At 50.3% G+C, this 13346-nt stretch carries 11 protein-coding genes, 1 tRNA gene and 1 pseudogene; 4 read left to right on the top strand and 9 right to left on the bottom strand.

Going from position 1 to position 13346, the window contains the following annotated elements:
• Positions 1-10: 10 nt before the first annotated feature.
• The 8 genes and pseudogenes from F1E05_RS14810 to F1E05_RS20300 all read right to left on the bottom strand — a co-directional run bounded on the left by F1E05_RS14810 (position 11) and on the right by F1E05_RS20300 (position 9698).
• Entirely contained in the window at positions 11-289 is a 279-nt protein-coding gene (locus F1E05_RS14810; protein WP_150049771.1) for a hypothetical protein, read from the bottom strand.
• Positions 276-1355: a hypothetical protein gene (locus F1E05_RS14805; protein ID WP_150049769.1), complete on the bottom strand. Its 1080-nt coding sequence runs from the start codon at positions 1353-1355 to the stop codon at positions 276-278. Before F1E05_RS14805 ends, F1E05_RS14810 begins: the two co-directional genes overlap by 14 nt.
• 23 nt (positions 1356-1378) lie before the next feature.
• Complete coding sequence (locus F1E05_RS14800; protein ID WP_150049767.1) at positions 1379-1612, bottom strand: hypothetical protein; 234 nt, start codon at positions 1610-1612, stop codon at positions 1379-1381.
• Between the two features lie 24 nt (positions 1613-1636).
• Entirely contained in the window at positions 1637-2917 is a 1281-nt protein-coding gene (locus F1E05_RS20445) for a type IIL restriction-modification enzyme MmeI (RefSeq protein ID WP_197737379.1), read from the bottom strand.
• Complete coding sequence (locus F1E05_RS14795) at positions 2841-5792, bottom strand: Eco57I restriction-modification methylase domain-containing protein (protein WP_197737378.1); 2952 nt, start codon at positions 5790-5792, stop codon at positions 2841-2843. Before F1E05_RS14795 ends, F1E05_RS20445 begins: the two co-directional genes overlap by 77 nt.
• On the bottom strand, positions 5789-8746 hold the full coding sequence (gene drmD, locus F1E05_RS14790) for a DISARM system SNF2-like helicase DrmD (protein ID WP_269473511.1): 2958 nt from the start codon (positions 8744-8746) through the stop codon (positions 5789-5791). Before drmD ends, F1E05_RS14795 begins: the two co-directional genes overlap by 4 nt.
• Before the next feature lie 605 nt (positions 8747-9351).
• Positions 9352-9594: pseudogene (locus F1E05_RS20925) on the bottom strand (REP-associated tyrosine transposase); the annotation flags it as partial.
• A complete protein-coding gene (locus F1E05_RS20300; protein ID WP_190303159.1) occupies positions 9522-9698 on the bottom strand; it encodes a hypothetical protein in 177 nt (58 codons plus the stop codon). The gene F1E05_RS20300 and the pseudogene F1E05_RS20925, both read right to left, overlap by 73 nt.
• A gap of 133 nt (positions 9699-9831) precedes the next feature.
• Between F1E05_RS20300 and F1E05_RS14780 the strand changes: the two genes are divergently transcribed.
• Both F1E05_RS14780 and F1E05_RS14775 read left to right on the top strand, forming a co-directional pair.
• Positions 9832-10425, top strand: coding sequence for an NYN domain-containing protein (locus F1E05_RS14780; RefSeq protein ID WP_150049765.1), 594 nt, complete (start codon positions 9832-9834; stop codon positions 10423-10425).
• A 221-nt stretch (positions 10426-10646) separates the two neighbouring features.
• On the top strand, positions 10647-10853 hold the full coding sequence (locus F1E05_RS14775) for a CAP domain-containing protein (protein WP_150049763.1): 207 nt from the start codon (positions 10647-10649) through the stop codon (positions 10851-10853).
• A 163-nt stretch (positions 10854-11016) separates the two neighbouring features.
• On the opposite strand, the gene F1E05_RS14770 is transcribed toward F1E05_RS14775, so the two are convergent.
• Positions 11017-11107: transfer RNA gene (locus F1E05_RS14770), tRNA-Ser, on the bottom strand.
• Between the two features lie 85 nt (positions 11108-11192).
• Between F1E05_RS14770 and F1E05_RS14765 the strand changes: the two genes are divergently transcribed.
• On the top strand, positions 11193-12308 hold the full coding sequence (locus F1E05_RS14765) for an ATP-grasp domain-containing protein (protein WP_190303157.1): 1116 nt from the start codon (positions 11193-11195) through the stop codon (positions 12306-12308).
• Entirely contained in the window at positions 12292-13275 is a 984-nt protein-coding gene (gene mch, locus F1E05_RS14760; RefSeq protein ID WP_150049759.1) for a methenyltetrahydromethanopterin cyclohydrolase, read from the top strand. Before F1E05_RS14765 ends, mch begins: the two co-directional genes overlap by 17 nt.
• Positions 13276-13346: the final 71 nt, after the last annotated feature.

Genomic DNA, 13346 nt, shown 5'->3' with positions numbered 1-13346 from the left:
TAAAAGTCCCTTATTTGTTTGAGGCCAATTTTTGTTCGTATTCGTCCCGACTCAGCGGGCAATCCACCAAATTCAAAAACTCCGCTTTATTAAGCCGACATTGCTTTGCCATCAATCCCAAAAGATTATCCGGAATCTCACGCATTTTGGGTGTATGGCTGGTTTTGGTGAAAACAGCGGTTTTCTCGCCTTTCAGGTTGTAGTAGATGAAAAAATGATGGTCGCCTTCTTTTTTAACAAACCCTTTGCGTAGCAAACCTTGCTCAATATCATCCTTACGCCTTGGCATCTGCTGCCTCCACAAGATTCAATAAGTTGGCCTGAATGATTTTGGCATCGGCGTCTAAAGTTTGATCGGCAGCCCGTGCGTACTCTTGCCATAACATTGCCAACTGCTCTTGAATTTCGGCGAACAATAACTCCCGATTTAAAGCAAAAACCAGTAACCCTATATTCGGTTCGGTTATGCATAAATACTGTTGACTGTCGTCATCCAGTGACGGCGATAATTCCAAAGGCTGTTTAAAGCGAACATTAACCGCTTCCACTTCGTTAATCAGCACAGGGGAAAGATCGATTGGCTCAACTCGTGTAACATCCATTAACTTGATCGGATTACCCGTATCGTCCAAAACAAACCGACCAGTCACCTGAATCGGCTCTTTACGTGATTCAATAATGTTTTCTTCGATTTCCGCCAAATAAGTACAGACAATTTCTCGCCGAGTCGGCGGATAAAGAATGGTCAACTGATGCGCGGCAAAATCGATCCGCTGTAGTTCGCCCGTAACTGTCATGACCGCATCTTCCGACGTTTTAGGGGCCAAATAGTCGGCGATAAAACGCGAGGTTTTCGACGTCAAAAATGCGGGCGTTGTCGAGGAACGACCCTGAAAACCCAAACGCAAGCCTTCATGTTCCTTGGGCAAGAATTTCTGGATTTCTCTCAATGCCTTTTGCGCAATCGTAGCGGGCAATAGTTGTTTTAATTGGTTCTGATCCTGACACGCTAACGCACTCCAGATTTGCTCGATACGCTCCAAAAGCGGGCTGGGCGCCAAATCCATTTGTTGATGCAAGCCCAGGTCCAACGGTACGGCATAGCTGCCTGCTTGGGGTACACCACAAAGCAGCGAACAGCTTTCGCGCATAGCTTTGCTGGGTTTCAGCCGCTCGCCCAATTCCTGACCGGATTCGGCAGTGGCCAACAAATAAACCAATTTTTGCAGACCTGCCAAAACTGAAGCCAAAGTCTCCGCACGGATTTCATGATGTTCCGCTTCGGCGCCCTCGATTTTCAACAAGGTCGAGAACTCAGCGGTATTGTTATCTTTGAGTTGATTAGTAAAAGTCATGGAAAGAAAACCAAGATTTAATTTCAGAAGAATAGCCGATCATTATTTGCTCCATACCGCAAATTGAAATCCGCATCGTCGCCAAAATTAGGCATCGCGGCCAGCAGGTTTTTAATGTCTTGTCCCGCGGTATCGATAGCACGATCATAAATAATCGCGACCCGCACCGGACCGGCGGGTATTTCCGGCGGCAGTTGCAAGTGCAGGCAGTGATCTAAAGGAATTTCGGCAACGGCTTCGTAATATTGGGCGGTCATAGCGGTTCTCCTTCTGAATGGTGTTCAGAAAAGTTGGAATTGTTCGGGTTCATTTGCAGCAGCAGGCTCGGCTTTCTTCTTGCGCCCTCGACCAGTGCCGGCAGATTTGGCTGATTTCTTATCGTGCAAACCGGCGGCGACTTCTTCGGCGTAGCGTTGGTGATTGAGTTCCAGCAGGCGGTCGAGGACTTCCCGGCGGGCGGCTTCGCTGATGGTGTAGCGGATGCCTTGTTTGGTTTCGTGGAACCCGTGGTCGAGCGGCAAATCTTGCCAACCGTAGGCCGAAGCAACGGCATTGTCCATTTCTACCTGCAAACGTCTGAATTCGACAATGTCTTCGGCGGCTTCTGCAGGGTCGTGAAAGCGATTGTAGGTTTTAGTTAAGCCTTCTCGGCGGGATTGCAGGATACTTTGACGACGCTCTAAATAGCGCTCACCATTCTCTTTAAGTTGCGAAAAGTCTATTGGGAAGGGAAAAGTTTCAAACCCGTCGGTTGGCGAATATCTTATTCCTGCATCACGTATCGTCGAGCAGTTTTGCCACGCCCAAACATCATGGATGGAAGATTGCAGAAATGAAAAAACCGATCTATCAACAGCAAATATGGCTAACGCTTCGCTATAAATTAGATCGCTCTTTACAAACTCAAAAATTAATATTTTATTGTGTCGTGACGTGACCAGTACCTTTTCCTTCTTGGCTATAGTAGCGTAGAGATTGTCTCTTCTATCCCAAAACTTCCAAAAGCAATATTCGTGGATTTGTTTTCCCTTTGCAACAAGCTCATCTCTTTCGGTCTTGACTCTTTCAATCAGGATTTGTATTAGATCAGGGTAGTCTTCAGCGACTGATTTGGGATAATCAAAGGGTACATAGCCGGATCGTAACCACTGTTTTCGCTGCTCTTCATTGGCTGTAAGCCATACACCATCGGCAGTGCGATTAAGTGGGAAATTTTGAAAATTGATGACCCAACGTGAAGGCGATTGATCTGGGCGGCTATTTAAATCTTCGCCATTGAGATACGGAAATAAACAATCCTTGTTTTTCGGGTTGCGTGCAATCAAGGCAGAGGCTTCATCCGGCTCCAGCACAAAGCCCTTTCCCAATACATACGACCCTATAAATGATTTATTTTCGTTAGCTTTCAAACGTTGCGGTTTGCCTTGCAAACGTCCCGGTGGCGTTAAAAACGGTGTGATACCGGGCACCAGCTCATCATTGAGATTAAATTCGCCCGCCCAAGCACCGCGGTATAGCCAGATATTCGCCACTTCCAGAGCAGCCGCACCTGGCCAAGGCATCGACGGCACTGCTCGAGTAATGTTGTAACCCAAAGCTGTCCAATTGATCCAATCCCACTTCACGGCTATCGGCTTGTGCAATGGTATTGGTTGCCAATAATCCTGCAGTTCCTTTTGATTGCAAAAACTGCCCAATTCGCAGGAAAAAATAAACGCACAAATCTGCACTTCCTCTTATCCCGTTAGCGAGATGTGCAACCAGATATTCCTTATAATCCGATCCCAAAGATGCGGAGAACTTTTTTCCACCCACAAACGGTGGATTGCCAACAAAGGCATGAAAACCGCCTGCGCCGGTAATTTCTGGAAATGCTAACGCCCAATGAAAACATTTACGCTCACCCAGTTGCCGGTGTGCGTACTCTTGTAGATCGGATAATCCTTGTGCCCAATACACCATCATGTGGTCGGCCAATTCATCGCGTTTGGCCTCGTAGGCTCTTCCTCTTAATCCCAACAATTCCAGCGCAAGCAACACATCGGCGGCGGCATTCAGTTTTGCGACCGCTTCCTCCGCTTCGGTAAACAACCCCATTTTGGCCGCGATTTGCTCCGGGGTATCCGACGGCATCGCTTCCAGGGCTTCGCGCTTGCTTTTCGCATCGTCGATATGCCGCCACAAATTCAGCGTCGCAAACGAAGTTTGCTTGGTTTCGTCCGGCCGCAAGCTGAAATTTTCCAATTGCGATAATGAAGTAATGCCCAACAAGGAATCGCCGCATTTGAAGGCATGATCCAAAAACGTAAACGGGCGGTGTTTGTCGACGGTAATCAACCACATCGACAGTTTGGCCATTTCCACGGCCATCGGGTTAATGTCCACGCCATACAGACAACGATCAGCCACTACCCGTCGAGCGATGGCAATGCGCTCTGCTGAATCTTGCGGAATCAAGCGTTCGTTGGGCGCGGCTTTGGAAAACTCGCCTTCTGGGCTGGTCAATACTTCTCCGGGATGGCGCTTTTCCTCGCTCTCCCAGGCTTCTACCAAACGTTCGGCCAAATAGCGGCAGGCTTGAACCAAAAAGGCGCCGGAACCCATGGCCATATCGCAGACTTTGAGTGCCAGGATTTGTTTAGGCGACTTGAGTTGCCATTGTTCACGCGGCCAACCTTCGGTAGGGCCTTGATACACCAAAGGCTCCAGGGTGTGTTGAACTACCGGTTCGGTTAGCGTCGGCGGGGTGTAATGGGTGCCGGTGCTACGACGGGTGGTGCCGGCGGTGACATAGGTGCTACCGGGCAAGACCACCAACGGCCGTTCAAAGGAATCGTCACGGATAATACCGACGAAGGGTCGCAAGCGTTCCAGCAAGGTTTGATTCTGTCCGCAGGCGAGCAATAGCTTGTGTTCGTCCAGCAAATTGCCTTGTTCTAACGCTTTACGCAACGCCGACGCGGAACGGCCGGTTTCGTCTTTGAGAAAGTTGATGAGTTTATCTTGGCTGTCCGCCAGTAAGGCTTCCAACTCGGACAAGGGTATTTCCGGCTCTTTTTTTCGGGTGCCGGCAATCCCCAACACGACCTCTTGAGCCCGAACCGCGGTGTGGTCGAGCAAGCCTTCGTAAACATGGCCAATTTGCTCCACGCCCAACGCGCGAAACGATACGCGGCGGGTTTCCGCCAAGCCTGCGGGGCCATTTTTAGTGCGCAATCGTTGCAAGGAGTTGAGCAGATGCAAAACCACGCGGTTATTCACCGCCAAGGGCTCGGCGGCACTATTGCGCCAGTTGCTGCCAAGACTGCGACCTTCCAGAAACGGATAGCGGTCAGGATCGAACAGCGAGCCGCCGTAGGCTTGCATCATTAAATCCTGGTGATCGACACCGCCATGTACCGCGCGAAAAGTCGCTAATAACCGAGTCCAAGCATCGTAACGTCTTTCCAAGACTTCTTCGCCGTAACGGTCGGCCACTTCCTGGAGTTGTTCCTGCAAGGTGGAAACGGCATAGTTTTCGTCATACAGCGGTTTGCCCAAGTGCAACAGGTCGCGTTCTTCGGCAGAAAACAGGAACACCAAGCGCATCATGATGGTGAGTGCGGCTTCGTACTGGCTTTTAGCGCTGACGCCTTTTAATAAGCCACGGTTGCTTTCCTTGTCCAAGGCATCGAAGGATTGCACCAATACTTCGACCGCTTCCCGGACTTGGTAGCCGAGTTGGTCGGTGACTTCCTGCTGATCTTGCGCGCTTTCTTTGAGCATGGCTTGCAGCGTGCTGCCATCGGCGACACCGAAGAAGCGACGGATGCTCAGCAAGGAATGGAAAGCGCGCAGGGTAATCGGTTCATCTAGCCAAAGGCCGGCATACCATGAGGTATAGCCTGTAATTTCGCCGCGGGGCGCATAGACCAACATCCATTGTTCGCCGTTACTGACCAACCCTAATGGCACATCGGCACCGTGCAGCAATTCCATCATGCGGGTGGCGGGTGTGGCTTTCCAGAGTTTACCCATCACCGGTTTATCCAGCGCCTGTTCGGACGGGTAAGTCATTATCAACATTTGCGCTTGGCCCGGTTTGTCAGAACCCGCCGGGCTTACCAAGGCAAAATCCGGACGCAGGGTTTCGCCCATTTCCGGCAAGCTGGCTTCCAGTCCAGCCGGGAGAGTTTGACCTTCGGCAATCAGATCACTCGGATACCCCAAGAGTTGGGTCAGGACATGCAGAATCCAGGCGCGCTGTTTGCCGGGGCCATTGGGGTTGTCTTGCCATTCCTCATAGGCCGCGCGTAATACTTTGGCTTGCGCCGGATCGCGAGCGTCCAGTCCTTGCGGAAAGGTTTTGAGTAATACCGGCAGCGAAATGAACGGCCCGGAGACTTCGACCAGCGACAGCCAGTCCGCATGATGACGGGAAACGTTGGGCTGGCTCATGCTTTACCCCCGGTGATTTCGAGTACGGCTTTACGCGGGATTAACCAGGTAACGGCGACCGGGAACAGTCGGGCATGGGGATTGGTGAAGCGTGAGCGGATATGTCGTGATTCGCGTTCAATTTCTTCGGGAATTTCGTCCAGCCGTCTACGCAACGCGGATAAATCGCGTTCGCGCTGTTGTTTGCCAAGATCGTCGCCCAGGAGAAACAGATCTAATTGTTCGATTTGGTGGGGAGCGAGTTCGGCTTGAATCGAGCGTTGTAGTTCGGTCATGATGGCGGTCAGTTTGCTGACTTCTTTTTCGGCGCGCTCTTCGAGAGTTTTTTCCAGATTTTTGGTGCGGTCGACGCGTCGCGCTTCCAGGGCAGCCAGTAAGCTATCAGCGTGTTTTGGCCATAGCGCTTGGAAGCGGGCTTCAATTGCAGCCGGTACGGGTGTATCGGTAGCTGATTCTACAGCGGCTTTGGTTTCGCCGACATTCAAACGATTAAAGCGGCCTTCAATCAAGGCACCGCCGGCGGTGATGATCTCTTCATGTAGTCGGTGGTTATCGCCACCCAAAACTACAATCCGGCCATGGGCAATCACCACGGGATGGCTTAACGCTGAATCATCGACGATGCAGGCCGATACGCGCGACAAATGCTGAGTTTGGGTGTCCAGTGACCAGATTTCCGCACGCAACAGTCGCAAGCACATTTGCACCAAACGATGATTGAGATGAGCCAAAACCACATCGTCACGACCGGTTGCCAAAGCGGCATCAAAAACAATCGGGCGAATTATTTTGCTGTGCGGATGGGCCAGTCCATCCGTACATTGCGCCCAACTATTCGATAGCGCCGGTAAATGAAATACCGGGCAAGTTTTCCGCAGGTCGGTCGGGTCGGGCCAAATGCCGTCTATCTCGACCGGTATCAGCGCAGGCTGACCGGCGAGTTCCAGGCCAACTCGAACCACGTTTTCGATATGATCGGGCGTGAGATTGAGGTCGTGTTGGGTTTCGTGTAACTGAGCGGCCAGTTTTTCCAGTTGCTCGCGGAGTTTGCGTTCAAATTTCAACATGCGGCGTACAGGCTCTGCTTCTTGCTCGGCACGGCTGGTATCGAGGCGCTGGCGTTTGCCGAGCATGGCTTCTTCAACTTGCGTGGCGATTACCGGGCCAACTTTGCCAAGGTCTTCACGTATGGTTTCCACCTTGAGCGCAGCGCGCATCAAAAACTCTAAATCGGCCTCCAGGTCGCCCACCTTGGCAGTAGATTGAGCCTTATCAAAGCCTTTGCCGACAAAGTGATAAATATCCACTTCATCCGCTTTTTGACCGTGACGATCCACCCGGCCGTTGCGCTGCTCCATACGGTTAGGGTTCCAGGGGATTTCAAAATGGATCAACTTGGAACAATAATTTTGTAAGTTGACGCCTTCCGACGCCGCATCGGTTGCCAGTAGAATCCGAACTGTCGAATCTTTGGGGTGAGTCTGGAATGCGGCTTTGATGGCTTCGCGCTGTTTGTTGTCCATGCCGCCATAGATCATCTCCAGGCGTTCATTTTCGGCGAAGCCTTCGCGAGCCAAAAGGTCATAAAGCCATTTTTGTGTGGCACGGTATTCAGTGAAGATGATCACACGCTCTTCATTCCATTGTCCGCCTGGACGCAAAGAGTTCTTGAGCCAATTGATCAGGGTCTCGGCTTTGCTGTCCGGCCGCAAACTGGTTTTGACAGCATAGTCGCTGAGTTGTCTGAGCAGGCTTTGCTCTTCGCTGGTCAAGGCTGATAACGATTGACTGACGGAACTGACGACTTCGCCGGTTTCGAGTTCGTATTCATCGTCATCTGCATAGTCATCGGAAAAGTCGGCAATGTCGCGGTTGGCAATTGCTTTGCCGCTTTGCTTACCGACGGAAACGATGTGTTTTTCCAGTGTGCTGCCGAAGGCGGCTGGCGAAGAGAACAAGCGTTTTTTGAGCAGTTTCAAGACGAATTCGGCAGCCATGCGTTCGCCGTCTGAGCTGGCATGTTTGAGGCGCAATTCCGAATATTGTTGCAAGGCTTGGTGGGCCAGTCGTTCTTCATTTGTATAGGGCACTTCCAAATGTTTGACGAGTCGTTCCGCAAAACGACGACTGCCATCCCAACGTAATTTGAGCTCGGATTTCATGCGCCGAACCATTACGGCGTCTAATTGCGAGCGATCGGGGGTAATGGCGCGGGCAAAACGTTGGCTATCCAGCAATTCCAATAGCGCGGCAAAGCTTTCGCGATAGCCATTATGCGGTGTCGCGGAGAGAAATAATTTGTGCTCGAAATGCGGAGTGAGAGAGCGTATGGCTAAGGTGCGCATCGAGTCCGTCGCATATTTGCCGCGGCCGGAAGGGGCAATGTTATGGGCTTCGTCGACGATGAGGAGGTCGTATGCCCGCGGGTAAGTAGGTTGATCGCCGGCTGGCAAGGTTTCCCGAAAAGTCCGTAACGGACGCTCACGTTTCAGATAGTCAACGGAAGTAATCAACCGCGGAAAATGTGTCCATGGATTGACATGGATGCCGCGCTTACGGCGCAATTGACTGATGGTATTGCTATCGATAATACGAAATTCGAGACCGAATTTATCCCGCATCTCTTCTTTCCACTGCACTTGCAAAGACGAGGGGCAGACAATCAATACAGAACGAACGCGGTGACGCAGAATCATTTCCTGTACGACTAGTCCTGCTTCTATTGTCTTGCCGAGACCGACATCGTCAGCAATCAACAGATTGACTCGAGGCATGGAAAGCGCTCGAACCACGGGATCGAGCTGGTAATCGTCTACTTCAATGCCACTACGAAAAGGTGACTGTAACGCTTTGTCATCGGCTTGCGAAACGGCACCCCAGCGAACAGCGTCCAGAAAGGCTTGCAAGCGTTTGGGATGATCAAATGACTGATGTTGGAGTAGCCTCCGAAGCAGTCCAACTCGCTACAAATATTGCTAATGCCGGATCCCGAAAAATCAATTTATTTGGAGACGAGAATATACCTTCTGCAGTTAACGGCCCTATATTTTGTTTGGGTAGCCCAACTTCTAATAGCACTACAGCTCTTTTATTTTCAAGGTTACCTCCCGAATTTCAATTACATTTCACAACGAAAACATTGAAATGCTGGGTCCACGACCATGGATATCGGTCCTCGGCAACAATTGATTACGGAGTTCTCCTTCGGTACACTTTAGAAACAAAGGTTTATTTTGTCTGCGCTGGAATTGACGAACACGGCACTATTGCGCTTAGCAAGTTACTGTTAGAAGAATGGAAAAGCCTTCCTCAATGCGATTTTATCCATTTATACAAGATAGAAAAGGAACGGACTCGTGTTATCGATAAACTAAGCGGTAAACGATTGGTTGGACCTAATCTGTGGAGAACTGAATGAATCAAGACAACGCGATAACGTCCGCTAAATAGCGCGAAATAGGATGTGCTGAACAACGTGAAGCGCATCGTTCGCGACCGATGCGCCTCCTAACGTCGGCACATCCTATTTGTGCGGCGCTTATCGGGTTATTCGACACCTTCAAGCCTCAAACCGCTCGTTGCTCGCCCAATTCTTCGAATAAACGCCTTGTTCGACATATCGGTGAAAACTCGAATACGGCCAATCCACCACCCTTGTTACTAAGCCATGCTTTACCGGATTCCAATGAATATAATCGAAATGCCGATTAAAGTCGTCTTGGTCTGTCATTAAATGCGCCCAAAATCGGCGTTGCCATATGCCGCGTTCCCGGCGTTTTTGCCGGCTTTTCGAAACTCTTTCGCCAACGCGATAACGTGCGCAAAAATAACGCGATAAGATGCGCTAAATAGGATGTGCTGAACAACGTGAAGTGCATCGTTCGCGACCGATGCGTTTCCTAACATCGGCACATCCTATATGACGCATCTTATCGCGTTAACGTAGATATTTGCAGGGCGTGGCGTTATCGCGGATTACTATCGCGAATCCGCCTAACGGCCTTGTTTGATTCCATTCAGAGTTTAATTACATGTTGCAATGATTGATCCATTACAGTTTGCGTTAGTTTCGAGACCAACTAGGCGCATGATGGTTTTCGTTGACGGAGAAAACCTAGTTTTTCGATTTCAGGAAATGTTAAAACAAGGTTTTCGACCTGTAAATGAAGTTGTACATGAACCTGACGTATTCGTATGGCTACCATGGTTCACCCAAATAGGTTTACATCATGAAATTCTCCGTGTTAATTATTACACCTATGTGGTAGGAGATAATAAACGTATCGAAAATGTTGGAAATATTATACGGAGGCAAACATTTTCCAGGCATGAAGCATCACTTCTTCCAAATGCGTTGACTCCATGTATTTTTAAAAAAGAAAATAAGTCACGGAGCGTAAAGGGTGTTGACATTAAATTATCGGTAGATATGTTGAGTCATGTTTTTCGAGGAAATGTAGATTCAGTTTTACTTTTAAGTGGTGACGGCGATTATGTTCCGCTCTTAGAAGAAGTCAGACGCGCTGGTGTTTTGGTATTTGTGTCTGCGTTTTCCTCTGGCTTTAATTCGGCACTGAGAGATTGCGCTGATACGGTGTTTATTTTAGACGGTGGCGTCTGGATTCCAACATAATGTTCGTATCTCGTCTTACATATCCGATTTACGGTCCAATAACGCGATAACGTGCGCTAAATAGAGCCATAGGATGTGCTGAACAACGTGAAGCGCATCGTTCGCGACCGATGCGCCTCCTAACGTTGGCACATCCTTATATCTCGATTCTGGCCCCCAAAAGAGGCAGAATCCCCGACTGATCATCGGGAGAGCGGTGGAGAAGACGTGCACATCCTTTTGTGCTGGGCTATCTGAAAATCGAAGGGGAAAACGTCGCCGCCTGGTCCGAATACGACGAAAGCCTGTTCGTCGACGGCTGGGTCGAATCGCCCAGCCACTACGCCAATATCGTCAACCCGAACTTCACCCACACCGTCATAGCGGTCTACACCGATCCCGCCACCGGCTGGGCCGCGGCGACTCAGTTGTTTTGGGGGATATTTTGATCTATCGATATTACAGTCTTTGATACGTGCTGAAAATAAAACACGGAATAATAAGATTGTGAGTGAGTGGGGACAAAAACGTAGAATAGGGAAACGTTTCCCCAAATGGGCATAAAAAAACCGGCTGTAAAGCCGGTTTAGTCTGACCTAAGTCATTGAATGATGGCGGAGAGCTAGGGATTCGAACCCCAGGAGGGGTATAAGCCCTCAACGGTTTTCAAGACCGCCGCTTTCGACCGCTCAGCCAGCTCTCCAATGGCTCACCATTATGCCATGTTTTTTTTTAAAATCCAGTGTCAATTTTCGTTTGCAGCGAATTCGTTGTTCGGGAGTGTTGTGGTGGTTGAATTTACCGAGAAAAAAATATTGATAGTCGCGCGCTCGGGGCGCATGTTGGCTGCTTTGGCTAGGCAAGCGGGCTTGTTGCCGTTGCTTGTCGATTGTTTTGCCGATATGGATAGCCGGGCTTTGGCGGCTGATTGGCGGTTGATCGAATCGCTGCATGTCGAAGAGGTGTGCAAAGCCGTGACGCAACTCAGGCATAGCCATCGGCTGGACTGGGTGGTTTACGGTAGCGGGTTGGAGAGATTTCCGGATACTGTCGAATATTTACAGCGGCAAGGACATTTGTTGGGCAACGGTAGCGAAGTCGTTCGCGCGCTGCAACATAAGCCGACTTGGTTTCGCCGCTTAACAGTGCTGGGCATTGCCTTCCCTGAAACGCAGTTCGTTCCGCCGCAACATGGCAAGCAGTGGTTGCTTAAGCCGTGGGCCGGGGAAGGCGGTACGGATATTCGGCATTATGTTGGCGGAGATGCAGTCGACTCAAGTCGCTATTATTGGCAACGCTTTCAAACCGGGGTATCGATGTCGGCTTTGTTTGTCGCCGGGAATGGGGGGGTCAAAATTTTGGGTTTCAATCGGCAGTGGTGCTTGGAAGAGAGCTTCATGTTTCGTGCTATCCGCAATGGAGTAGAAGTCTCTGTCGCCGTTAATCGAACTGTGACCGATTGGCTGCAGAAATTGGCGGCGGCCTTACCGTTGTGCGGTTTAGGGAGTTTGGATTTCTTGTGCGAGGGAGACGATTGCTATTTTTTAGAGATCAATCCCAGGATTCCGGCTAGCGCACAATTGTATGGAGAACAGGCGTTTTCAGCGCACTGTTCGGCATGTGACGGCAAAGTAACGGGAATTGTCATGGAACGGCGCCCTCCGATGGTTTATCAAATCGTTTTCGCGGCAAAATCGGTACGAATTCCGGAGAATATGGATTGGCCGGACTGCGTTAGCGACAGGCCGGCGGCCGGTTCTATTATTGGCAAGGGTCAACCTATATGCAGTATTATTGCCGCCGCCGACGACGCGGGCCAACTTGTCGAGGGTTTGACCGCGCGTACCCAGTTTATTCTTAAGTTAATCAATCAAGGTTCCAATTCCCATGCAATATCAGGCTAGTATCAACAAACTCACGCAACCTTTGGTCCAGACTCTGTTAGAGAACGCGGACAAGTTAAGGCTGAAAGTATCCAAGTTCGATAATGGTTGTACCATAATTGACGCCGGCATCGAAGTGCCGGGCGGTTTGGAAGCTGGCAGAATCATCACCGAGATTTGCATGGGCGGAATGGGAACTGCGGCGTTATCTCATAGTTGTTACACGCAAAATTGGCCGCTGACTATCAACGTACATTCCACCAATCCGGTGTTGTCGTGTTTGGGTAGTCAATACGCCGGCTGGAGTTTGTCGCACGGAAAATATTACGCTTTGGGCTCCGGCCCGGCGCGGGCTCTGGCGACTAAGGTTAAAGACGGAAATGTCGAGCCGGTCGAGGAGCTGTATCAGGAATTGGAATACCGCGACGCTTGCGACAGTACGGTGCTGGTCATCGAAAACGACGCGATTCCGCCTATCGAAATCGTCGAAAAAGTGGCGGCGGCTTGCGGCGTGCCGGCGGATAAGCTGACCATCATCGTTACCCCGACCAGTAGTTTGGCAGGTGGGGTGCAGGTAGTGGGGCGGGTATTGGAGGTCGCCATGCACAAAGCACACGCTTTGCATTTCCCGTTGGAAAATATCGTCGACGGCTCGGGCTCTGCGCCGATTTGTCCCCCGCACCCGAATTTCGTCAAAGCGATGGGGCGCACCAACGATGCCATATTGTTTGCCGGCCAAGTGCATTTGTTCGTAAAAGGCAGCGACGATGCAGCCGAAAAATTGGCGCACGCGTTGCCGAGTTCGACCTCTAAAGATTACGGCAAACCGTTTGCCGATATTTTCAAAGCCTACGAATACGATTTTTTCAAAGTCGATGCAATGTTGTTCAGCCCGGCCAGCGTGATTGTCACGGCTGTAGAATCCGGCAAGAGTTTTCGTGCCGGCACATTGGATAACGCCTTGCTGGATCAATCGTTCGGCGCTTGATTGCCGATAAAGCCTGTCAAGCCGGGCCAAGCAGCCCGGCTTTTTTATGTCTATTTTTTCAACTTTACCGA

The sequence above is a fragment of the Methylomonas rhizoryzae genome, from assembly GCF_008632455.1.
In the GTDB taxonomy this organism is placed as follows: domain Bacteria; phylum Pseudomonadota; class Gammaproteobacteria; order Methylococcales; family Methylomonadaceae; genus Methylomonas; species Methylomonas rhizoryzae.
Note: the sequence above shows the minus strand (reverse complement) of the source record. Positions and strands in the feature narration are given on the sequence as shown.